Origin of the sequence: Pseudoalteromonas ruthenica (assembly GCF_008808095.1) — a bacterium.
GTDB classification, from domain to species: domain Bacteria; phylum Pseudomonadota; class Gammaproteobacteria; order Enterobacterales; family Alteromonadaceae; genus Pseudoalteromonas; species Pseudoalteromonas ruthenica.
Map to the genome: position 1 here is coordinate 2,518,813 of NZ_CP023396.1, position 23,274 is coordinate 2,542,086.

Here is a 23,274-nt window from a genome sequence, read left to right on the forward strand (position 1 = left end):
TGAGGGAATGGGTATACGTGCATTAGGGCTTTGTGCCGCGCTCGGTCTTGCTAGCTTCACCGCTTTCGCTGACTACTCCAGTGCAACAAAAGATCTCAAAAATGAAGATTACACTGCTGCGTTTAACGAATTTAAACAGCTAGCACAACAAGGCCACGCTAAGGCAATGTACGAGCTGGCACGTATGTATGAACTTGGGCTCGGTACCGAGGAAGATATTTACAGTGCATTCTCGTGGTACATGATTGCTTTGGACTTTGGCAACGATGATGCCAAAGATCGCTATCGTAAGATCCGTCGTTTGGTCCCTTCGCGCAAAGAAGGCAAAGATCACTACAAAGCGCTCGCTCGTGATTTTGGTTTTGATGTTCACCAGCGCGTCTTGGCTCCAGTAAAAGATAAATCTGGACATGATGCCCGCTATATCACCGTCAAAAGCAAAGTTGAGCCGGAGTATGGAAGTAGCTTATCTGAAGTACAAAGTGCTTGGGCTACCGTGGGCTTTGACGCTAATCAACAAGGCCAGGTTGTTAACCACCGTGTTATTGCTTCATTCCCTAAAGATGTCATTGATGACGCCGCCCTAGAGGCCATTAGCCAATGGCAATATAAGGTGCCCAACGACTACAGTGGTGAACCGCAAGCCGTTTATGACCTAACCCACACCTTCAAGTTAGAAGCTTCTAAAAAGAGCCATCGTCGCGAGTATGAATCGCAGTTAGCTGAGTATGCACAAAAGCTAAAAGCACTGGCCGAAGATGGTAATAACTATGCTCAGGCTCGCTATGCCATGATGCTAGAGAGCGATCTGATTGAACAGTCAAAAGATCACTATCTAGATTGGTATTACCGTGCTGCCCGCAATGGTAACTATGACGCGCAATTGTGGATGGTGCGCTGTTTTGAGTACGGCACCGCGTGTAAAGCCGATAAAGATAAAGCCTTTTCATGGTTAGAGCTTGCAAGTAACAGTGGTAATGAGCGGGCACAGTATCAACTAGCAACTAAACTACTTGATTATGAAACCATTCATTATGACTTAGATAGAGCTGCAGATATCCTCAGAAAAGCAACTCATAACCAGTATTTACCAGCCATGATCGCATACGCAAAGTTGCTCGCTTTCGCAGACAAAGAGTCAATTCGTAATTACGAAGAAGCGGTAAAATATGCCGAGCTAGCGCGCTCAGATGCGCCTGACAACCCAGTGTTACTGTCAGTACTGGGAGTGGCTTATAGCGAGCTGGGTCGCATGCAACAGGGCGAAAAGTACCTGCGCCAAGCCTATGACGAAGCTAAACGTCGTAATTGGCCAACACAAAACTACTTAGAGCTGATGGAAGGCCGCGCATCCATGATGGCCAATGGCACCAGCTTAATATATTAACGCCTGATATAACCTCTTCATTACAAATACAAAAAAGCCCGCGAAAGCGGGCTTTTTATTGCTTAGTAAATCGTTACTTGTGGTATTTACGGCTTAACTCACCTACGGCATTAATAAACGCACCAGCGTGCTCTGGGTTAACATCCGGAGTAATACCGTGGCCCAGGTTAAAGATATGTCCTGTGCCCTCGCCAAAGCCTGCAAGAATAGTTTCAACCTCTGAGCGGATGCGCTCAGGCGAAGCATGCAGCATAGACGGGTCCATATTTCCTTGCAGAGCGACTTGGTCTCCCACTCGGCGCTTAGCATCGGCAATATCAATGGTCCAATCCAAACCGATTGCATCACAACCGGTAGCCGCGATTTTTTCAATCCATTGGCCGCCATTTTTAGTGAACAAGGTGACAGGCACTTTACGACCATCATGCTCCCTGATTAAACCATCAACGATCTTTTGCATGTAACGCAAAGAAAACTCTTCGTAATCACGCGGGCTTAACACCCCACCCCAAGAATCGAATACCATGAGTGATTGCGCACCGGCCTTTACTTGCGCATTCAAATAGCTAGTAACCGAGTCTGCGAGCTTATCTAATAGCAAATGTAAAGTTTTAGGCTCAGCAAATGCCATTTTCTTAATTTTGCCGAACGTCTTGCTGCTACCGCCTTCAACCATGTAAGTAGCAAGTGTCCAAGGCGAGCCAGAAAAGCCTATCAGTGGCACCTCACCTTTTAATTCTCGGCGAATAGTACGCACTGCATTCATCACATAGCCAAGCTCGTCTTCAGGGTCTGGAATAGCAAGATTGGCAACTTCTTGATAGCTACTTAATGGGCGCTCAAACTTAGGCCCTTCTCCGGTTTCGAAGTAAAGCCCAAGACCCATTGCGTCAGGAATAGTAAGAATATCACTGAAGAGTATGGCGGCATCTAAAGGGTACCGACGCAGTGGTTGCAGAGTCACTTCACAGGCCAGTTCCGCGTTCTTACATAAGCTCATAAAGTCACCCGCTTGAGCTCGTGTAGCGCGATACTCAGGGAGGTAACGTCCAGCTTGACGCATCATCCAGACCGGAGTTTGGTCCACTGGCTGTTTTGCTAGGGCGCGAAGATAACGATCATTTTTCAATTCGCTCATGGCGTGACTCTTTTTTACTGAAAATAAACTGCGATTATTCTAACACAACCGTACTGTGGCACTATGAATTAGATCATTGAATCAAACAAAATCTTGCGCTTTTAAAAAGATTCACTGTTCAGCTTTTAGTGATTTTTGATAAAAAAAAGTAAATTTTTCTGTTAAAGAACTTGCAACACACATACGACCTTGGTATAACTATATCCGTTGCTAGAGAACAATAATAAAAAGCTAGAAACACATTAAATAAAAAGAAGCTCGGTCAACGAGACTGCTAAAGAAATTCGGCCACCCTTGCGGTGGCTTTTTCTTTTCTAACGCCTTCCCCCGCAATACGCCTTGTATAGCCAAGTTTTATGCTGATTCCATACACTTATAGATCGATTAATTCGCAAAAATAGGTTGACCTTTGACGCAGATTTCCTTTTTATAGGGGTATGACCAACGCAGGTTAGGAGAGCAACGATGTTATCGCGGTTGGAAAAAGCACAACAGAAATGGGGCGGCAGCCACACAGTTATTGATAAATGGTTAGCAGAGCGCCAGGAGCTGCTTGTGCAGCACTGCAATATGGCGGGCAATTCGCACAACGCGAAGCATGATAAAGCATTGCCCGAGCCGGCGACTATCCAGCAATTTTGTCAGTTGTTAATGGATTACTTATCTGCCGGACACTTTGAAATCTATGATGACATCGTTAAGCAATGTGAAAGTCGTGGACCAGAGAGCTTAGAGCTGGCTCAATCCCTTTACCCACAAATTTCTGCAACTACAGATGTGGCTTTAGACTTTAACGACAGCTACGCCGAGGTTAAAGGTGATGACCTGATGGAAAACTTCGACAATGACTTGTCAGCATTAGGGGAAGCACTTAGCACCCGCTTTGAATTAGAGGATGAACTAATTCACAACCTCTACACCAATCATACATAGAAAAATAAAGCCTCAGCAAAAAGGAGGCGTTTTTTTAGTGCTTTACAGACACAAAAAAAGAGAGCCTAGGCTCTCTTTTTTTATCTAGCTACTTATTCTGCTGCAGCTTCTTCTTTAGGCTTAACAATCTCGAGCAACTCAACTTCAAATACTAAAGTAGAGTTAGCTGGGATCTTGCCAAGGTCACGCTCGCCATAAGCAAGCTCTGACGGAATAGTAAATTTGTACTTCGCACCCACAGGCATAAGTTGTAGGCCTTCAGTCCAACCTGGGATCACACGATTAAGTGGGAAGGTAGTCGGTTCGTTACGTGAGTATGAGCTGTCGAACTCAGTGCCATCAAGTAAAGTACCTTTATAGTGTACTTTTACAGTATCTGTTTCAGCAGGCTTTTCACCATCACCTTGCTCAAGTACTTCGTACTGCAGGCCTGACTCAGTGACTTCAACGCCTTCTTTTTTAGCATTTTCAGCAAGGTACTTCTCGCCCTCTGCTAGGTTTTCTTGTGCTGCCGCTTTCGCCTGCTCTTGTTGCTTAGCGCGAACAGACTCGTCTAGTGCAGTCAGTACTTCACGGATTTTTTCTTCTTCGATTTTTGCATCACCAGCAAGTGCATCTTTAAAACCACGTAACATAAGCTCTTGATCAAGCTCGATACCCAGTTCTTTTTTATCGGCTAAATCTTTGTTTAAGAAGTTACCAACAGACGCACCAATGCCATAAGATTGCTGCTGAGCTTCGGTTTCTAGTTTTACTTCTTTTACCTCTGGCTTAGCCGCTTCTTGATTACACGCCGTAAGTGCTAGTACAGACGCTGCAACGAGCGATAGCTTAATTGTTTTTTTCATACATAGTCTCCAGCAACTTGGTGTTGCCATTTTAAGGTTACAAAACTAAATTTTGATTAGAGTTAGCATAAAGCTAGCTCTGGCTTTCAACTCCAGCATGAGGCTGTTTTTCTAATTACTTTAATGAAATAATTAGGAAAACAACCTAGAGTTGTGACTTCTAGTCTAACTGCTTGCGACAGCAGAGTTAAGGGACGCTGGTAAATTTATGTTAATAATTCGCTCACTCTCCATTGTTATCTGCTTAGCGCTCTTAATTGCTTGCCAGCCACAACATTCGGATGCCATAAAGCAGTATCAACATGCCAGCGCAGGGGCTTTTGATGCCGCCATTTCTGCCGATGGCCAATACAGCTTGGTCTCCACCATAGAACATGGTGTCGCAGTCTGGGACAATCAAGCCAATGCGTTAAAATTTCAATGGTACCTTAAAGAAGATGAACAGAATCTTGTTATCGCATTAGCTATTGCCGACGACAATAGCACCGCTGTCACGGCAACTAAAACAGAGTTTGCAGTGTGGGATATACAAAGCGGTGAGAACCTTGGCTTTTATAGCATTAAGGCGTCTCACATTCGTGACATCGCCATAGCAAATCAAGGCCGTTATGTGCTTTATGGTCGTGCTGATGGGGTCGCTGTGCATGTAGATTTACAAACCGGGCGGCGCATTGAGTTTTTAGGCCATCAAGAGAAAATTAACGCCGTCGCCTTATCACCTAACGGCCGCTACGCGCTAAGCGGTGCCAATGACTACGCAGCTTATCTGTGGGATACGCGAAGTGGCCAAGTGGTCTATCGCTTTAACCATGCTAGTCGCGTCACCCAAGTTGCACTCGACCCCCAAGGGCGCTTCGCTTTTAGTGCTGGGAGCAAACGCCAAGCGAGTATTTGGGATTTGCGCACAGGTGCACAACATAGCCAATTGCAGTATATTGCGCGACAAAAGATTTTCAGCGCGGTGCGCTTTTCCAATGATGGTCAATGGCTGGCTACAGGTTCGCCTAGCCGCGAGCTTGCGCTATGGGATACTCACTCGGGTAAGCGAGTATTAGACTACCAAGTGGCAGCTAGAGCAAATAGCCAGCCAAAATCTGCGGTGGTGTTTGCCGTCGCCTTTACCAACAACAATCAATTACTCACGGAGAGCTCCAGCGGCTTGAGTGAATACTTCAACATAAAGGGCATGCCATGAACCAATTAGAAACACGTATAGAGAACCTTGAAGCCAAGGTAGCGTTTCAAGACGAAACGATTGATGTGCTCAATGATGAAATCAAGGCCCACCAGCAGCAACTCGCTAAAATGCGCCGACAAATGGAATTGCTGGGTGAGAAGCTAAGAGAAGTGCAAAGTAACTCCGGTGGCACGCAAGAACTTGAGCCACCGCCGCCGCATTATTAATTATTCCGGCTTGAAAACGCCAATCACTTGTTCAAACTGACGCGTGGACGCCTGCACGGCGTTTTCGGGCTGGGTCATAATATGGCCACATTGCACGCACTGCACTTTTTCTACATCGTGCTCTTTATATAGCATCATGGTGTCCATTTGCTGACATTCAGGGCAGCTAGCCCCTGCGATAAAGCGCTTTTTCTGTTTCATTATCATTACCTCTTTGGCCATCGCCGCGTGTGGCTTGGTGCAGCAACTGCCGCTAGTGTATCACAAAAACTTTCCCGCTTGAGTGTGCTGGCCGTGTTATCATTCGCACATTACTAATCAGCGTGCAGTAACTATGATTCAGATTACCGATATCGAGCTTTTACGCGGCCCTAAATGCTTGTTAAAAAATGCCAATGCCACCTTGTTCCCGCAGCATAAAGTGGGCCTAGTGGGCAGCAACGGGTGCGGTAAATCAAGCCTGTTTGCCCTACTCAAAGGTGAGCTACAACTCGATGCAGGCAACGCTAAGGTGCCAAAAGAGTGGTCTATAGCCTCGGTAAAGCAGGAAACGCCTGCATTGGCGATCACTGCCTTGGAATACGTGCTACAAGGTAATCCGGATTACTACGCGTTGCGTTGTCAGCTTAAACAAGCAGAGCAACAAGGCGATGGCGAGACACAAGCTCAAGTGCACCAACAGCTTGAGCTGATGAAGGGCTATAGTACTGAGGCCAAAGCTGGCGAATTGCTGCATGGCCTCGGCTTTTCCAATACCCAAATAGACTATGCGGTCAGTGACTTCTCTGGTGGTTGGCGTATGCGCTTGAATTTGGCGCAAGCGTTGATCCGTGATGCCGATTTATTGTTGCTGGATGAACCTACTAACCACCTAGACTTAGACGCTGTATATTGGCTCGAACGATTTTTACGCAGCTATGCCGGGACCTTGGTTCTGATTTCTCACGACAGGGAGTTCTTAGATGCAGTAGTCGGTGAAATTTGGCATATCGATCAGCAGCAAATTAATGCTTATAAAGGTAACTACTCTCAATTTGAGCGACAAAAAGCCGAGCGTTTAGCGCAACAACAAGCGCAATTCGACAAGCAACAAGAGCAAATTGCTCACTTGGAAAAGTTTATTACCCGCTTTAAAGCGAAAGCCAGCAAGGCCAAACAGGCGCAAAGCCGCGTGAAAGCCCTGGAGCGCATGGAAAAACTGGCGCCTGCGCATGTCGACTCGCCGTTTGATTTTAGCTTCGCAGAGCCGGATGCCCTGCCCAACCCCTTGATTGCCCTCGATGGCGCCCAGGCCGGCTATGGTGACACCACCATTTTACACAGTATTAAGCTAAACCTAGTCCCGGGCAGCCGCATTGCCCTACTCGGGCGCAATGGCGCAGGTAAATCGACATTAATTAAGCTACTAGCCCAAGAGTTGGCCCCGCAAGCGGGTGATGTATTTTTCCACCAAGGCCTCAAAGTGGGTTACTTTGCTCAGCACCAGCTTGAAGCGCTTGATTTACAAGCAAGCCCGGTAACTCATTTACAGCGCCTAAACCCGCAGGCCAGCGAGCAATCGCTACGCGACTTTTTGGGTGGCTTTGCCTTTATCGGCGATAAAGCCTTAGACCCTGTAGCGCCGTTTTCAGGCGGTGAAAAAGCACGTTTGGTATTGGCCATGTTAGTGTATCAAAAGCCCAACTTACTGCTGCTGGATGAGCCCACTAACCACCTTGACTTAGAGATGCGCCATGCCCTCGTGATGGCGCTACAAAGCTTTGACGGCGCCATGGTCACCGTGTCCCACGATCGCCACCTACTGAAAAATACCGCCGATGAGTTTTACTTGGTTGATAGTGGCGAAGTTCGCCAGTTTGGCTATGACTTAGATGCTTACTACCAGTGGCTAACGAAGGCTAACCAAGAGCAAAAGCAGACTCAGGTTGAGCCCGATAAAGCCAACTCCAGCGCCAACAGAAAAGAGCAAAAGCGCAAAGAAGCAGAGTTTCGCAAACATGTGCAACCGCTAAAAAAAGCCATCGACAAGCTGGAAAAACAGCTCGATACACTCGCGCCCAAGCTGGCCGATATTGAAAGTCAGCTCAGCGACAATAGTGTTTACGAGGAGCAGCATAAAGAGAGACTAAAACAATTATTGGCTCAGCAGAGCGATTATGCTCAGCAGCAGGAGGCTGCCGAAGAACAACTGCTCGAGCATATGGATGAACTTGAGCAACAGGAGCAGGCCTTTTATGAAAGCAATTGATGCCGCCGATTTTTGGCAATTCAGCCTAAGTGTGTATGACAATGAGCAAGTACAAAAAACCTTGCTTAATTGGCAAAATGATTATGGTCTGAACGTCAATCTGTGTTTATTTTTGGCTTACCTAGATTATCAACATGTGGCACTTCAAGCAGAGCAGTTAGACTCCTTGATAGCCAGCATTGGCGATTTTAATGAGCATGCACTGCAACCACTGCGTGATATTCGCGGTTACCTCAAACGCAACCAAAGCAGTGTTGTGAACTACAATAATATTCGCACACAGATACTGGACTTAGAGCTGGCCATGGAAAAGCTGCAGCAGCATCAACTTGTGAGCGCCTGCAACACCTTAACTCTGCGCCATAATCCCCAGGCTTTTAACCTCGCATTGTATTTACCTAATGCGTTATTGCCATTAAAAGCTGATCTGGATCAAGCTCTACACCAAAGCCCTGCTTAAGGCCAACGCGATATTGATCTAGGTCATATCTCATCCCCCTGGCGTCCCCTACACTTAACACATCAAAGGAACAGGAGACGCCACCATGCAAGTATTTTTTCGCGACTTTTTCTCAGACCCAGTATTGTTTTTGTCGTTCGGCTTCCTCACTGTAGTGATCCTACTTTGCTTGTTTTATGTGGGCTTTTTTATCAAGAAAGTAATGGACGCTGAGGTTCCTGAAGGACAGTAACAACCAATCACCTCCTCGCTGTGCGAGGTGATAACCAACCAAATTAAGCACGACGCACAAAGCCTCCTCTAATCTCGGTATTAGCGGGGGCTTTATTTTTGTGTCTATAGCCAGCAGTGAAAGTTTGATACTATTAGGCTCTGGATATTCTTGGTTAACATGTTGTGAGCACACATTTTACTCCTGCTTGGTGGATGCCAGGCCGTCACTTACAAACTATCTTACCGCGCTATTTTCGTCCCGGCTTTAAAGTGGCTTATCACCGCGAAGTGATCACCACCGAAGACGATGACTTCCTCGATCTTGCTTGGGCACAGCCCGCACAACCCGATAAGCCGTTGGTGATTATTTTGCATGGCTTGGAAGGCAATATAGATAGTTTTTATGCTAAAGGCATGATGAAGGCATTGCAGCAATCAGGACTTGATGCCGTATTAATGCATTTTCGTAATTGCTCTGGCGAAGTGAACCGCCAACCTCGCGCTTATCATAGTGGTGAAACCGAGGATCTGGGATTTTTAATTCGCACTTTGCAGCAGCGCTTTGGCCAACGCCCCTTAGCGGCCGTGGGCTTTTCGTTAGGGGGAAATGTACTGGCCAAATACCTGGGTGAGCAAGGTGAAAAAAGTGGTCTCAGCGCTGCGGCAGTGGTCAGCGCTCCCCATGACTTATCCAGTTCATGTCAGGTGATTCGTAAGAGTCTAGGAAAGATTTATCAGCACTACCTACTCGGTAGAATGAAAAAGTCCATGGCGCGTAAACTTCCCCAGCTGCAAGACACGCTGGCACTCAATGAACAACAGTTACGCAATATTAATGACCTATGGGATTTTGATAATCAAGTGACGGCGCCACTGCATGGCTTTACCGATGCTGAGGACTATTACCTAAAGAGCAGTGCCAAGCCCTATTTAAAACGCATAGCCACCCCCACACTAATTATCCATGCAGAGGATGACCCGATGCTGGCACCCGAAGCCGTGCCACGCCCTGAGGATGTGTCACATGCCGTCGACTTACGCGTATCCAAGCGCGGAGGGCATGTTGGCTTTATTAGCAATAAAGGCCTATTTGGGGTGGAGTTTTGGCTCGAGAAAGCCGTCCCTGAGTTTTTTGCCAAACACCTAGGACAATCATGATTATTCCCTATCAAGAACTAAGTAAAGAAGCACTTACCAACCTTATAGAGCAGTTCATCCTGCGTGAAGGAACCGACTATGGTGAAACCGAAGTGGGCAACCAAACTAAAATTGAGCAGGTTTTGACACAACTGAAAAACGGCGAAGCACTGATTGTGTACTCTGAGCTTCATGAAGAAGTGAACATTATGAGTGCACAGCAGTTTAAGCAAATGCAGGCCGAAGAAGGGGATTACCAAATCGATCGCGATGAGTTTTAACTCATCGCCCCAGAGCATACAAACTCAATAAGGCCCTGACGTCCGCGAATCCAGCAACGCTTTACAAAACTCGAGTATGGAATGGGCCAGTCCTGACAAGACTCGTATATGTTTACGTATCCCTTATGTAGTGAATTGTCGCAATATATAAAAAAGGGATAGATGCCAACATGAAGAGTATAAAATAAGCTATAAATAAACGCCGAGTGGTTGTTGATACTTGAGCTAATTTATCTTCAACGCCATACCGCCTAGCGGTCCACCTTAAACAGTAAAAACCTCCAAAGTGTAAACCACCTAAACCCGCTAAGATAAAGTTCAGCGAGTACATGCGCTGCCCATCACCAAGAATGTCTTCCATTTCTCGCATTCTCTTACCCTTTATCAGCCAGTGGAGCGGCAACACAGCGAAGATATATAGCACTATACAAGCAAGGCTAATATACATCTCTATATGGTGTAACACTATTTACCTCTCATACATGTCGCTTAAGCACTTTCCAAAGGCTCGCTGATCCGCATCGGCTAAATAAAAAGCGCTCAGTTATTCATAAACTCTTGGATAAAAGCCTCGCTAGCGACGTTTAAACATTGTGTAGTGATACTAGCATCCATCAACTGCCTGCGACCAAACCGACTACCTGTACACCGCCCTATTTTGCCACCCCATTCAGTCGCTTGTGCACGCGATGTAATTGCATTTGGCACCTGCGGAGCAATAGACGCCATGCACTCGGAAAGGTGGTTTTGAGTATGCTGCACACATTGATTGAAATTATAAGTGAAACAAACACGGGCAAATTGCTCGGGCTGACAAAACATCTCCGGAAACTGTTGTTCAAACATATCGAGGAAATGATCCGATGCTAGCTCTTTTTGCGCCAAAGAACTCAGGGGAAGAAGCGAGATAAACGCAATTATCGCCTTTTTCATTATATGTTCTCAACAGGATAAGTTTGCTTCGCGGTACCGGTTGAACTGTTATATAAGATGGCATTTTCAGGTGGCATTGCGTACTCCTTGCTAAAACGAACTTCCTTGCTGTCTACATTATATGCACGGCTGTTCGGTTGGCAACCACCGCGCTGCACTTGAGTTACCGGCTAATTCTAGCGACAATGGTTCACTCACTACGATAACAATAAAGAGCGGCAGATATGAAACTTTCCACCCTAGGCGCAGCGCTAGCAATCGCACTAGGCAGCACAAGTGTTGCAGCACAGGATGACTACCAGGCATCAGAAAAAGCAATTCAACTGGCAAAAGACAATATTCTTATCGATACCCATATCGATGTACCCTATCGCATTCACAATAAATGGGATGATGTCAGTAAAGCGACCGAACGCGGTGACTTTGATTACCCGCGTGCTATCGAAGGCGGCCTTAACGCGCCGTTTATGTCTATTTACATCCCCGCCCACTTAGAGTTCGAAGGTAAGGGGAAAAGCTACGAGTTAGCAAACCAACTTATTGATATGATGGAGGCGCTCGCATACCGTGCCCCAGACAAATTTGCCATTGCTGATTCAGTGGCCGATGTTGAGCAGCAGTTTAAAAATGGCGTTATGTCGCTGGCAATGGGGATGGAAAATGGCTCACCCATTGAGGGCGAGCTGAAAAATCTGCACCACTTCTATGAGCGTGGTGTGCGTTATATCACTCTTGCGCACTCGCAAAGTAACCATATTTCTGACTCAAGTTACGACATTCGCCGCAAATGGAAGGGTTTAAGCCCATTTGGTAAAGAGTTAGTACAGGAAATGAATAACGTCGGCATGCTTATTGATGTTTCGCATATTTCCGACGATGCATTTTATCAGGTCATGGATATTTCCAACGTACCCGTTATTGCCTCGCACTCATCGCTGCGTAAGTACACGCCCGGCTTTGAGCGCAATATGGACGATGACATGCTACTCGCGCTGAAGAAAAATGGCGGAGTGATCCAAATAAACTTTGGCTCTAGCTTTGTGACTAACCAAGCCAACACTTGGTACGACCGCCGTGATGAAGCGCAGCAGCAAGCCAAGCAGTCTGGTAAGGACACCACCGACTTTAAAGCCGCATTCCGTAAAAAGAACCCTTTCCCTTATGCCAGTTTAGAGCAAGTGCTGGATCACATTGATCATGTAGTGGAGCTTATTGGCATCGAACACGTCGGTATTGGCTCTGATTACGACGGTGTTGGCGATTCACTGCCGGTGGGCTTAAAAGACGTGTCGACTTACCCGAACCTAGTACAAGGGCTATTAGATCGTGGCTACAGCGACGCCGACATTAAAAAGATTTTAGGCGAGAATCTACTGCGAGTATGGCGCCAAGCCGAAAGCTACGCCAAAGCCCATTAACTCATAAAGCCCGGTTCATACCGGGCTTTTTTACCGAACGCAGGCGTTTTAAGTGCCGCAGAAAGTTTGATACTGCTCATCACTCGTAGCGGGCGGTTGTTGCAGGTAGTGATGTTGTGCTTGCACTTGATAAGGGTCTTTTAAAGCCGCCAACAAGGGCGCAAGCTTGTCACTGTGGCCTTGCTGTTCAAAGTCCGCAATCACCGCTTCAACTTGATGATTACGGGGGATCACCTGGGGGTTTGCCTTACTCATCAAGGTCGCACTTTGGCGTAAGTGTTGGTTCACCACACTCTGCCATTGCTCTAACCACGGGCCTAAATCCGCTTCGAGTTGAGCCAAGCCCGTTTGTTTACCTTGGCAATAGTCAGTGAGTTGCGCAAAGGTATTGGTAAAATCCAATTGCTGTTGCTGCATGCTCATCAACAGCTCATTAATTAATGGCTCTTGCTCACCGTCCGTTGCCAGTAATCCCAGCTTGCTCATCCACATCTGTTTTAATGCCAAATTAAATTTGTCACCAAATTGGTTTAGCGCATTCGTCAGCGCTTCCACCGCCTGCTCTCGCGACGCCGCAAACAGATCAATTAAGGTCTCAGCAAAGCGCGCTAAGTTCCAGTTGGCCATCTGTGGCTGGTTACCATATGCATAGCGGCCTTGGCGATCTATCGAGCTAAAGGCACGATTAAAATCAAATTGATTGATCATCGCACACGGGCCGTAGTCTATGGTTTCACCACTCACCAGGGTATTATCGGTATTCATAACGCCATGAATAAAGCCAACCCGCATCCACTGTACCACCAGCTCAATTTGCTTCGCCATCACCGCATTAAACAAAGCCAGTAAACGCGCGCCCCCCGTTTCACCTGCCAACTCCGGGTAGTGACGGGCAATAGTCAGCTCCACTAGCTGTTGCAAGGCTTGCGTTTCTTGCTGCGCCGCCAAAAACTGAAAGCTGCCGACGCGGATGTGGCTACTAGCAAGACGACTGACGATGGCGCCGGCACTTGGCTGCTGACGCATAAGGGTCTCGCCGGTTAAGGCCACGCCTAAACAACGGCTGGTAGGCACACCCAACCCTGCCAGCGCTTCACTCATAATAAACTCACGAATTGCGGGCCCTATGGCACAGAGGCCATCGCCGCCACGAGAAAATTGCGTAGCTCCCGAGCCTTTCAGTTGAATATCCCAACTTAAACCTTGCTCATCCACTAACGCGCCAAGCAAATGTGCCCGCCCATCTCCCAATAACGGCACATAATTGCCAAACTGATGTCCAGCATAAGCCAAGGCCGTGGTTTTCTTCACTCCTTGACCCAGCAGCAAGCGCTTTTGCTCATCGTCGCCTAGGCCAAATTGCTCAGCCAATGGGGTGTTCCATAACAACACTTGGGCTTGCTCGAAGTGCTTAACTTCGGCCTGATGACTCAGGGCTGGAATATGTTGATATGGGTTGTGAAGCTTCATAATTGTCCTTAGCTGGCGATGCCAACACAGTTGTCGCCAACACTGTAGGCGATAAGTAAGCTGAGCTCTTGTAAAGAGCGGCCACTTTGTTGTTGCAAGTCGTTAAACATAGCTTGAATAGCGGTGAGTGAGCGTTTACTGTGCAAACCACCGTCGATCACCTCGTGGGCGCGGCAATAGGCTTCCACATCCCGCGATAACACAAAGGTGTCTTTGCCCATACTGCGCAGCGCGTAAGCCCCAGTGTTACCACCTAGGCGCGCACCCTGTTTTTTCAAATACTGCCACAGGCCAATAATGTCGGTGCTTGGCCACTGCGCTACGAAGTTGCTAAAACTGCCGTGCTGCTGCGCTGTTTCATAGATCATATAGCAATTTTCAGGCACCGTTTGTACCTTTTTAAAATTGCGCACGATGCGCTCATCGGCGGCCTTTTGCTCGAGTATTTCTGGCGACATCATCAGCAGCTTGTCGATATTGAAGTCCCAAAAAACCTCACGAAACCCTGACCATTTGGCATTAATAACCGACCAATAAAAGCCACTTTGAAATATCTTACGAGTAAATTCTTCTAACCAGGCATCATCGCTAAGGCGCTGCAGTTGTGCGGTGCTCAGGGGTTGACTCAATAAGGCTTCTAGCTGCGCTGACGAGCCTTTTCGCTCAAGCGCACGCTCGTATATAGCGCGATAGGTTTCCATAACGTACTTACCAATAGACTCTATAGCCGCTATTTAAACATGCGAGCAGCATCAGGAGAAGGCTCTATAAGCCCATAAAAGTGCCGTTGTTTTGTCGCGCCACTTCGCGCATTAACGTGGAGAACTTGATCATATCCCGCGAGGCCCCGCTATGGCGTTTAAAGGCGATACCATGAATCCGAGCAATGGGTTTATTGCCATGGTTTCGATTGAGGCGATTAATTTGTGCCAATGCTGCATCATAGCTAGTGCCAGTATAATCATCACCAAACACATACAGGGCTAAATCACCTTGGTAACGGGCATAAGCCTTTAAGCTGGCGGCAATCCCCTCAACCGGTGAACTGTTTGAGCTGCCACTCCAATGCTGCAATCCCCGTAATACCCCGGCTCGTTGCGCTTTACTGTCGCTACGCCATGAACCGAGTTGACTGCCACCTAACACATCACCGTTATCGGATAATACCTGAAAGCCGGTAACTTGAGGGTGGTTGTTAAGTACCTCATCCAGCGTTGTTAACACACGCGGCCAAATTGTCTTCATTGACCCTGAGGTGTCGATAATAAACACCACATAATTACTATCTACCGGAATGCCGCCTACTTCATCATCACGAGCTGGGGCCTGAGCGGCACTAATGGCTGCTCGTTGGCGTTCAATTAAGCTTTGTTCGAGGCCAGAGGCGGCATCGCTCAGTTGCTGCACGTTATTTTTGGCACGGGCCACTTGCGCTTCCAGTGCGCGTTGCTGGCTGGCATTACTGGCACCTTGTGCTTGCGCCTGCGCCAATGCTTGCTCACTTTGCTTAAGCGCTTGCTGTAATTGCTGTAGTTGCTGCTCGGCGCCATCGAGGGCAATCACTAGATTGGCAACTTGACCGGCGTCGTTATACTCGCCCTGATCGGCATTTTTTGCTAATAAAATAAGCATAACAACCGCCCCAAAGGCACAGGAGATAATATCCAAAAACGACAGGCTGAATATCTCTATGGGCTCGCGTCTTTTCATGGCCAACTCCCTGCCGGGCTTATCATTAAGCCACCGGTGGCATTCGCCCAGTTCCAATAAAGAGCCGGAGCTAAAGGGTCGCCCTCAAGCGGTAACAACACAATATGAGTGGGCACCTTTGGGGCCGCCTCAGCAACACTAAACTGGTGAATACGCGCACGGCAGTCACCATCGATTGTTTTCATATTGCCGCTCAGGGGTTTGCAGTTTTTAGTTTCCCGAAACCCGGGGGCACCGGCCATCATGGTGGGTAAGCCATCGGTAATGATATACAGGGCATCAAGGTTTTCCAAGGTACTGCGCATCGTCTTTAAAGCGGTATATAAGTCTGTGCCATGCTCTGGCACCAAGGCATCAATATCGGCAACGATGGCTTGCATGCTGGACTCGACTTTGGCCGAGTTGATAGCGCGTAGACCCAGTACTTGGGTGCTGGAGTTAAAGCTTATTACACTGACTTGAGCATTGTTAGGAAGGCGCGCTAACAGCCATTTTGCTACGCGCTTAGTGCGCAGCCATTTGGGCCCTTGCTGTTTTTGCTGCACCGAGCCGATTTTTCGCCGGATCACCTGAATTAACTGCTCATCGGTCATTGACGCACTGGTATCAATCAAGATACCAATGCGCTGGCCCTCGACCTTAAGGCCCAACAAGTACTGCTCTTCACCACTCCCACTCAAGGCGACAGGATCATCGGCCTTGGCCGGCCCCGCTGCGGCAATTGACTGCTGCAACTGAGCAACGAGTGCTTGTTGCTGCGCTAAGGCCTGCTGCGCCGCTTGTTGAATCACTTGCAATGCCTCCACCCGCGCTTTACTGATCTGCCCATCCGCCTGCGCTTGCTTAACTTGCGCGCTCATATCGTCCAGCTGTGCTTGTGCTGTCTGAACACGCTGCTGTGCAGCCGCCAATTGCTGCTGTAAGCGCTCTATTTCGGTGCTGGGCACTGCTGTATAAGCTTGAAACTTAATGACAATTAAGATCAGCAATACCGCGCCAAGGCCACATGCCATGACGTCTAAAAAAGATAAGTTAACCCCCTGCTCAGCGCGGCGTTTAAACATCAGCAGTTACTTATGCAAATGCGTCAGCAGATGGGTTTCACAGTTGTTTTTGGTCTTCAACACCATTTCATCTTGGCGGTTATTTAAGTAGAACAACACATACATCAAGACAATGGACAACAGCAGTGACACTAAGGTTGAATTAAAGGCGACACCAAGGTTATCGACCATGCCGGCAATATCCCCAGCGACGGCTTCTTCGGCCTTGGCCAGCGCCGAGCCGATACCGCGCACTGTGCCGACAAATCCGATACTGGGAATGGCCCAAATGAAAAAACGGATCATGGCGTTACCTGCCTCTAACTGCGCGGCAAGAGACTCGACGCTATCACGAATCGCATCGGCAGCGTGCTGCACGTTTTGCGTGTTTTTATAACGACGTAAGCAGTTGATCCACGTAGCAACTGAGCTGTTTTTCGCACTTTCGCCTTGTTCCAGGTAAGCCAGGGCCTCATCCACAACTAAAGGTTTATCCTTGGCAAAGGTTTGCAAATAATCGAAGGTAAACACCGGCTCCTCTTTACTGACAATGCGGTAATATTTGTACGCCATCAGAATCAAGCAGAATATAGCCAAAGTGATACAAGCCTGTTGCTCGGCATCTTTGAGTATTACCCACACATTCGCTGTGGCTCCGGCCCCATGAGCGGCAATAGCGGCCTCAGCAGCGGGACGAATAAGGCCCTGATACAAGAGGTGCACAACAACGACGGTAAGCACAAACACACTCACCGACACCCAAAGTGGTAAATTCATGCGCGTATTATCACTACTCATAGTGCATCCTTAAATATCAACGGGGAAAGTGGCCGGCGAGTCGAGGCTAATTTTTGCAGCCACCGCCACTCCCCCTACCGTGCATGCCAGTATGACACTGACTAAGCCGACAATAAGTTTACGTTTCATTTTTACCTCTCATAACGCGCTATGCGAAAGCCTATAGTGGCGCTTGGCCCGTCGCTGATGATCTTTACAGCGCCGCGCAGCGATTGCATGCGCCCAGATAAATAATTGCCCCCTTTAGCAATGGGGTTCCCAGTAGAGCGCGGCCCGGTGTAGTCGATATGCACCTTACTCAGATCTGGGGTAACATAAGAGCTGCTATCAAACACCCACTCACTGACATTGCCTGCCAAATCATACAGCCCCGCTTTATCAGCGCGAAAGCTACCGACTGGGGCTTTGTTAGCAAAGCCATCTTGATAGTTGGCAAAGTAGAAAGGCTGCTGACCCTTTAAACTGCTATCAGCAAAGTTTCCTGCATCACGAGGAATACGCTCACTATCACCCCATACATATTTAGTGGCGCGGGCGCGTTTTGCTTTTTTCGCCAACCATTCCCACTCCGCCTCCGTTAATAACCGATAACCTCGTGCTTGTGGGTTGATACCAAGCAATTGGTTATTGGCGATGCGATAGTAGGGTGTCAGCGCCTCTTGCTCACTCAACCAATTACAGTATTGCAGCGCGCGTAGCCAATAGATATTGCTCACGGGTAAAGGGGATGGAGCGACATCGTTGGCGAAGGCACTGAATTGCGCTTCACTGATCTCATGTGCCGACACCCACACTGTTCGTGAAAAATCGACCTTTACCGGAAACTCATTGCGTTTACGACCTATTTCATTTTGCGGCGAACCCATGGTAAAGGCATCCATAGAGAAACGCTTCATGTCTACACCTAAAGTTGATACAAACAAAGGCCGCCCTTCCCTACGCCGAGCGTCAAACTCGGTTAATAGCTCAACATGCATAGTGGTTGGGTGCTCAGCGCTCGGTGTAAGCTTTTTGTGTACCGCGCGATAGCCCGGTTTTGCCACCTTTACGTCATGGGCCAACGCTGGCAACATGGTGGTCAATGGGGTGGTAGCCACAGGCTGCTCATCAATATACACCTGAGCTTGGACATTACTGGTAATAGTCACCTTGCCTTGCTCAGGCTTAAGAGTAATAGGATACGCCTTATGGACCTGCGGCGGTAAAATCACCTTGCTATTAAAGCTGTAAAATCCCGGTTTGACATAACGCACGCTGTGCATGGTATTGGCATCAACCGAGAGCTCTGTCTCGCTGACCAACTGACCGTTAACAAATAAACTGCCGCCGCTGGGCTGCAAGGTAAAAGCGAGGGTTGCTTGTTGCGCCTCGAGTTGATAGTTACGCTCCACACTGGGAAACTGCTCGGTTACCTCGAGCTCTTCGGTACTGTCTCTGTAGCCCCGCTTTTGCACGGTGAGTTGATAAATTCCCCCACTAACGGAGAGGGAGAATGGCGTTTGCCCTTGAAGCTGGTCATTGACATAGACATCCGCCCCGCTGGGGACGGAAGCAACGTTCAAGGCGCCCTTAATAGGCTTAAGTAAAGGCTCTAGGGTTAATATTTGTGCACGTTCTAGTTCAATGCGCTTTTGCCAGCGCTGGTAGTAAGGGTTCTCTATGCTTAACTGGTATTGCCCTTGCTCAAGGGGCTCACTGATGGCCGCGCCTTTGCCCAGTAATTGCCCATCCACGACCCACAAGGTATGCTCGGCGAAGGGCACGGATACTTTTGCTGCCAGCGTGCCCGGCTTTGGCTTCAGCTCCACCTCAACCACACTGGCTGTGGTAGCTGTGATTTGCTGTGCATGGTCATAGTAAGTTGGTGATGAAACTTGCACGCTCACATCACTGGCTAAGCGATATAGTACATTGTCAGACAACCACCCCATGCCTGAGGTGACCTTAAACTGCGCCTGTTGCGCAGCAGGCTCAGGTGAGACCTTAATGGTGTGGCCTTTAACTACAAATAGATAGACAACAACCGTAAGTGCTAACAACAGCGCTAGCAAAGCACCAATAAGCATTGGCAACAAAGTGCTTTTTTGTCGCTGCTTGAGTTGTGCGTCTAAATCAGACATAGATCTTAAATCCTTTTAGTACAGGCTATGGTGAGCGATACGCTGTGGCTGTCACTGTTCACGATGAGTTTCTCTTTTACCGTGACATAGCCAGAGCGTCGCCCCTCGATGGTATAGCTGCCGGGCAACAACGGAAGCGTTTTTTCAGTAAACTCACCAAGGCGCTCAACACCAAAAATTCGTACCTGGGTCTCGCCATCTGATAGCAAAGTGATCTGCACAGGCGTGCTCATCTCTTTTAGGTGCGCACGTAAGGTATCAATACCACGAGCTAAATCCCTGGAGTAAGGTTTGAGTGGTTGAGCGCGGGTGAGCGCTTGTTCGGCTTGAGCACGCACGCTGCTATCGCTTAAACGCTGTGGCCGCGTTAAATACACATTAAGTTTTTGCTTGGCGGCTAACACCTCGCGTCCTCGTGCGGCTAGCGCAGTAATGGTGCTATCTCCTGGCGCCTGCTGTAGATATTGCTCGGCCAACTGAATAACCTGTTGCCACTGTTGCTGCTCGCTGGCTTGTAGGAGTAAAGCGCGCGTTTGCTCGGTGCTCAATTGCCTTTGCTGTTTAGCTAACTGAGCCTTTAGCAGCGCAAGAGTATTCTTATCACCTTGCAATTGTGCAATACGCGATATCGCTTGCTGAGCGTGTTGCAGCTGCTGTTGTTGTAACGCCTGCTGAGCCTGCTCTACGGCTGCACTCAATTGGTTTTGTCGCAATGATTCTTGAGCCGCTGCTAATTTTTGTTTTAACTCATCTCGGTTGGGTTGCACTTGAACGAGCTGTTGCAATGCAGTGACTTGCTTAGGTACATCTCGCTCCGCTAACGCTCCTTGATACACGCGCCACCAGTGCTGTTGCTGCGCAAAACCATCAATGCGCTGTTGCAATTCCTTGATGCGCGTATCTTGGTCATTAACCGCCGTTAACTTTTGCACATATAACTGCGCTTCCTGCGGGCGCTGCTGAGTCAATGCCTGCTCAGCTTGTTGATACCAGCTATCAGCTGCCTCAAGCCAGTGCTTCTGTAACTTTTCAGCCATGGCTATCGAATGCTTAAGGTGCGTTTCAACCTCGCGGAATTGGCTTTGGGCAAAGGCTTGCAAGGCCAGTTCATAGGCCTGCGTTGCTTGTTGGTGCTTAGCTGGGGCAAAGGATTGAATCTGACTTCGGGCTAATAGTGGTTGATATTGCTGCTCATAAGCAAGTATCGCCTGCTGCGCTTGCTCACGGTGTTGTTCATTTGCCTCAACAGCGCTGCCTGCCGCCTCTGTCGGCGTGCTGACTTGCTGCTGTACCTCCAAGGTGGTGAAGTAATAAGCCGCAATGCCAGTAGCTACCAACAATACGCTAGCCAGGGCAATCGCCACATAAGTACCCACTTGCGATTGGCGAACCTGAGTCTGCTTTTTTAACTGCTCATCAAGTGAGCTTTGTTCTGGTTGCACAACAATGGCCTTAGGTTACTGCATTAGTTTGCACTACTTTCCAACTGGTACATTTTGCGCAAGTGTGCTTTCCATTGCTCATATTGTTCCGCCGCAGTGCCTGTCAGCTCAACTTCTTGCTCATTGAACTCCATCACCTGAGGGCTTAGGGTGAGGTCCAAGCCTTGACCCATTTCGTCAATAACCGCCGACGCTACTCGCAAATTTTCATTGGCCTGATATGCATCTTTCAATAGCCATGCGCTACCCAACGCTCCAGCAGTTTTTGCTACCGCTGTGGATGTGGAAGTGGAGTTATTACCCAAGGCGAGTGCGGCAATAAAGCCTAACGCCCCAATAACTGCTTTAGTATTGCGCTCGGACCGCGCTTCGCGCGCCCGTACTGCTTCCGGTAAGGTCTCTCTTTGCCACTTACGATAAGGGCCATTAGTTGTTTGCTGAAATACAGCAAACTGATCCTGTAAACGGTCGACAAAAAGCATGTCTTGATTACGCAATACCTCAATGCGCTGCAGCATAGGGTCGTTTTCTGCTGGCAAGGCGTTCAGCTCGTACTTGTAGAACTGCGTCCCTCTTTTACTTTCTAACTGTTGCGATAAATACCCAGCAAAAGCATCGGGGGCATAGTAGTGGGCATAACGCACTAAGGTGGTGTTTTTAAGTTGTTGCTTTTGCTGCTCTGACATATCCGTTAACAGCTCATAGACATAATCGGCTACCTCATCAAACACCGGCTCGTAGGGGTCTTTATCTTGGTTCATTGCATCGCGAAAGAAGCTTTCTGATACTTGGTGTTCAAAGTCTTCAGTATCAATGGGTTCACCGCTACTATCGACCACAGTGACTTCTAAACGAATAAATTCTGAGTCTGAATGTAAGACAGTACCTAGCACGTATAAATCGGCACTGGTGTTAGCATTGGGCACCACGGATACGGAACCGAATGCTTTGGTCTTGGCTAAAGCCTGCTTCGTTTCTACGGCAAAACGCTTGGCCTCAGCACGGCGTAATTGTGGCCATATATCTAACTCATCAAGCTCTTGATAATCAACGTGGCCGGTATCATCGTCGATAGGGAAGCCGGGATTAAAAACAGGAATAGCCACATCTAAATAGATATCGCTGTTATACGTATAGCGCTTCGGCTCAGAAGACGGGCTTTGTGATTGCGTGACGCCCGGCCCCACAGCTATAGGTCCAGTCCGTGTAGTAGTAGACTTGCAACCACTCACCAATAAGAGTGATATCAATAATGCACTCATTAGGTGTATTTGAACTAAATATTTCATGTCACTGCCCATCCTTACTGAGTACAACGATAGTCTTCATACTGCTGCAGTAAAGCACTGCGTGTTGCCTCATTGGTTTCCTTCTGAATCTCTTCGTATAGCATAGTGCAAATTATCGAGTCGTTGTCTTTTGGCGCGACCACTTGCTGCTCTCGACCAGGGCCTACCTTACGCTCTTTATCATCCACCTCAGTGTTATTTTGTGCTTGCTGTTGTAGCATTTCGTTCTGCGCTTGAGCTTGGTCTTGTGTTTGCCGTGTCGCTTGGGCATTGTTATTTCCTGTACCTTCACCCGCCTGCTGTGCCGCCATGCTTTGTTGCACTTGGTCCATGCAAGTACTGTATCGGTTAACTGAATCAAGTAACGCATTTTCCATTAGGCTGATACGCTCTTCCTTGGTTAATGTTGCCGGATCGACCTCTTCAATCTCTACCGCCGTGCAATCATAGGCACGATAAGGAGGTTGCTCAGCACTCACTGATAAACTGCTCAATAGTATTAATAGTACAAAACAAGTACGCATATACCTCCTCGGCAGAGTTCAACTGCTTTATAAAGACAACAGATAGACTATATGTATCGTTTTTTTAGCCATAAAAGCAATCATTAGTTTGTAGGATTTTGTTAGCTGGAGATCTCAACAGTGGCATTGATGGTAGCTTTTGCAAGGCTGAAGCCTTGCCTACAGGTGTGGGGTTCATCTGTTGTTTGGTTCTGTTGTGGGTCGGGATTTATCCCGACTAGATTCTGTAAGGCTAAAAGCCTTGCCTACAGGCATAAAAAAACCCGCTGCACTTCTGCAACGGGTCTCTCTAATTAGGAGCCTGGTGATGACCTACTTTCACATGGGCGAACCCACACTATCATCGGCGCAGTTCCGTTTCACTTCTGAGTTCGGCATGGGGTCAGGTGGGTCCAGAACGCTATTATCACCAAGCATAAACTTGGCCTAACACGGCGTGTTAGTCATTTGGAAAGCTATATAAGTAAATCTACTTTAG

General features: G+C 48.0%; 23 protein-coding genes and 1 rRNA gene. 10 read left to right on the top strand and 14 right to left on the bottom strand.

The features are described 5' to 3' along the window. Positions 1–7: 7 nt before the first annotated feature. Positions 8–1,387, top strand: coding sequence for an energy transducer TonB (locus PRUTH_RS11715; RefSeq protein ID WP_151173334.1), 1,380 nt, complete (start codon positions 8–10; stop codon positions 1,385–1,387). Between the two features lie 73 nt (positions 1,388–1,460). Here PRUTH_RS11715 and hemE read toward each other — a convergent pair whose 3' ends face one another. Next, positions 1,461–2,525, bottom strand: coding sequence for a uroporphyrinogen decarboxylase (hemE, locus tag PRUTH_RS11720; protein ID WP_022945935.1), 1,065 nt, complete (start codon positions 2,523–2,525; stop codon positions 1,461–1,463). 465 nt (positions 2,526–2,990) lie between these two features. On the opposite strand from hemE, the gene rsd reads away from it, so the two are divergent. Next, entirely contained in the window at positions 2,991–3,458 is a 468-nt protein-coding gene (gene rsd / locus PRUTH_RS11725) for a sigma D regulator (protein ID WP_151173335.1), read from the top strand. Positions 3,459–3,550: 92 nt separating this feature from the next. Here rsd and fkpA read toward each other — a convergent pair whose 3' ends face one another. Further along, positions 3,551–4,306, bottom strand: a complete 756-nt coding sequence (gene fkpA, locus PRUTH_RS11730; RefSeq protein WP_022945933.1) for an FKBP-type peptidyl-prolyl cis-trans isomerase — start codon at positions 4,304–4,306, stop codon at positions 3,551–3,553. Between the two features lie 208 nt (positions 4,307–4,514). On the opposite strand from fkpA, the gene PRUTH_RS11735 reads away from it, so the two are divergent. Both PRUTH_RS11735 and PRUTH_RS11740 read left to right on the top strand, forming a co-directional pair. Then, the gene (locus PRUTH_RS11735) at positions 4,515–5,501 is read left to right on the top strand and encodes a WD40 repeat domain-containing protein (protein WP_151173336.1); all 987 of its coding nucleotides are present in this window, start codon (positions 4,515–4,517) and stop codon (positions 5,499–5,501) included. Then, positions 5,498–5,710: a SlyX family protein gene (locus PRUTH_RS11740; RefSeq protein WP_022945931.1), complete on the top strand. Its 213-nt coding sequence runs from the start codon at positions 5,498–5,500 to the stop codon at positions 5,708–5,710. The genes PRUTH_RS11735 and PRUTH_RS11740 overlap by 4 nt, the downstream gene beginning before the upstream one ends. Here PRUTH_RS11740 and PRUTH_RS11745 read toward each other — a convergent pair whose 3' ends face one another. Beyond that, complete coding sequence (locus PRUTH_RS11745) at positions 5,711–5,911, bottom strand: YheV family putative zinc ribbon protein (protein WP_022945930.1); 201 nt, start codon at positions 5,909–5,911, stop codon at positions 5,711–5,713. Between the two features lie 133 nt (positions 5,912–6,044). Here PRUTH_RS11745 and PRUTH_RS11750 point away from each other — a divergent pair, with 133 nt between their 5' ends. The 5 genes from PRUTH_RS11750 (at position 6,045) to PRUTH_RS11765 (ending at position 10,049) form a co-directional block, all read left to right on the top strand. Beyond that, entirely contained in the window at positions 6,045–7,958 is a 1,914-nt protein-coding gene (locus PRUTH_RS11750) for an ATP-binding cassette domain-containing protein (protein ID WP_151173337.1), read from the top strand. Beyond that, entirely contained in the window at positions 7,945–8,418 is a 474-nt protein-coding gene (locus PRUTH_RS11755; protein ID WP_170268939.1) for a TIGR02444 family protein, read from the top strand. The genes PRUTH_RS11750 and PRUTH_RS11755 overlap by 14 nt, the downstream gene beginning before the upstream one ends. An 85-nt stretch (positions 8,419–8,503) precedes the next feature. Beyond that, complete coding sequence (locus PRUTH_RS19140) at positions 8,504–8,650, top strand: hypothetical protein (RefSeq protein WP_165381132.1); 147 nt, start codon at positions 8,504–8,506, stop codon at positions 8,648–8,650. A gap of 164 nt (positions 8,651–8,814) precedes the next feature. After that, the gene (locus PRUTH_RS11760) at positions 8,815–9,789 is read left to right on the top strand and encodes a hydrolase (protein WP_026111259.1); all 975 of its coding nucleotides are present in this window, start codon (positions 8,815–8,817) and stop codon (positions 9,787–9,789) included. Next, positions 9,786–10,049, top strand: coding sequence for a YheU family protein (locus tag PRUTH_RS11765; RefSeq protein ID WP_045979527.1), 264 nt, complete (start codon positions 9,786–9,788; stop codon positions 10,047–10,049). The genes PRUTH_RS11760 and PRUTH_RS11765 overlap by 4 nt, the downstream gene beginning before the upstream one ends. A gap of 540 nt (positions 10,050–10,589) precedes the next feature. On the opposite strand, the gene PRUTH_RS11770 is transcribed toward PRUTH_RS11765, so the two are convergent. After that, a complete protein-coding gene (locus tag PRUTH_RS11770) occupies positions 10,590–10,982 on the bottom strand; it encodes a hypothetical protein (RefSeq protein WP_130147969.1) in 393 nt (130 codons plus the stop codon). Between the two features lie 224 nt (positions 10,983–11,206). Between PRUTH_RS11770 and PRUTH_RS11775 the strand changes: the two genes are divergently transcribed. Then, positions 11,207–12,400: a dipeptidase gene (locus PRUTH_RS11775; protein ID WP_022945922.1), complete on the top strand. Its 1,194-nt coding sequence runs from the start codon at positions 11,207–11,209 to the stop codon at positions 12,398–12,400. Positions 12,401–12,448: 48 nt separating this feature from the next. Here the strand turns inward: PRUTH_RS11775 and PRUTH_RS11780 are convergent, their stop codons facing one another. The 10 genes from PRUTH_RS11780 to rrf form a co-directional block, all read right to left on the bottom strand. Continuing rightward, positions 12,449–13,870: a protein adenylyltransferase SelO gene (locus PRUTH_RS11780; protein ID WP_151173339.1), complete on the bottom strand. Its 1,422-nt coding sequence runs from the start codon at positions 13,868–13,870 to the stop codon at positions 12,449–12,451. A gap of 8 nt (positions 13,871–13,878) precedes the next feature. Next, positions 13,879–14,571, bottom strand: a complete 693-nt coding sequence (locus PRUTH_RS11785; protein ID WP_151173340.1) for a DNA-3-methyladenine glycosylase I — start codon at positions 14,569–14,571, stop codon at positions 13,879–13,881. A gap of 64 nt (positions 14,572–14,635) precedes the next feature. Beyond that, positions 14,636–15,580: a hypothetical protein gene (locus tag PRUTH_RS11790; RefSeq protein WP_151173341.1), complete on the bottom strand. Its 945-nt coding sequence runs from the start codon at positions 15,578–15,580 to the stop codon at positions 14,636–14,638. Beyond that, positions 15,577–16,644 carry a vWA domain-containing protein gene (locus PRUTH_RS11795; protein WP_138547939.1) on the bottom strand — a complete coding sequence of 356 codons (1,068 nt, stop codon included), beginning with the start codon at positions 16,642–16,644 and terminating at the stop codon, positions 15,577–15,579. Before PRUTH_RS11795 ends, PRUTH_RS11790 begins: the two co-directional genes overlap by 4 nt. Positions 16,645–16,650: 6 nt before the next feature. Next, a complete protein-coding gene (locus tag PRUTH_RS11800; RefSeq protein WP_151173342.1) occupies positions 16,651–17,421 on the bottom strand; it encodes a MotA/TolQ/ExbB proton channel family protein in 771 nt (256 codons plus the stop codon). 131 nt (positions 17,422–17,552) lie between these two features. Next, a complete protein-coding gene (locus tag PRUTH_RS11805) occupies positions 17,553–19,541 on the bottom strand; it encodes a PEGA domain-containing protein (RefSeq protein ID WP_151173343.1) in 1,989 nt (662 codons plus the stop codon). Between the two features lie 5 nt (positions 19,542–19,546). Further along, a complete protein-coding gene (locus PRUTH_RS11810; RefSeq protein ID WP_151173344.1) occupies positions 19,547–20,983 on the bottom strand; it encodes a coiled-coil domain-containing protein in 1,437 nt (478 codons plus the stop codon). Positions 20,984–21,006: 23 nt separating this feature from the next. After that, on the bottom strand, positions 21,007–22,272 hold the full coding sequence (locus PRUTH_RS11815) for a hypothetical protein (protein ID WP_257220930.1): 1,266 nt from the start codon (positions 22,270–22,272) through the stop codon (positions 21,007–21,009). A gap of 14 nt (positions 22,273–22,286) precedes the next feature. Further along, positions 22,287–22,796, bottom strand: a complete 510-nt coding sequence (locus tag PRUTH_RS11820; protein WP_151173345.1) for a hypothetical protein — start codon at positions 22,794–22,796, stop codon at positions 22,287–22,289. Positions 22,797–23,095: 299 nt separating this feature from the next. After that, positions 23,096–23,210, bottom strand: a 5S ribosomal RNA gene (gene rrf, locus PRUTH_RS11825). Positions 23,211–23,274 lie beyond the last annotated feature (64 nt).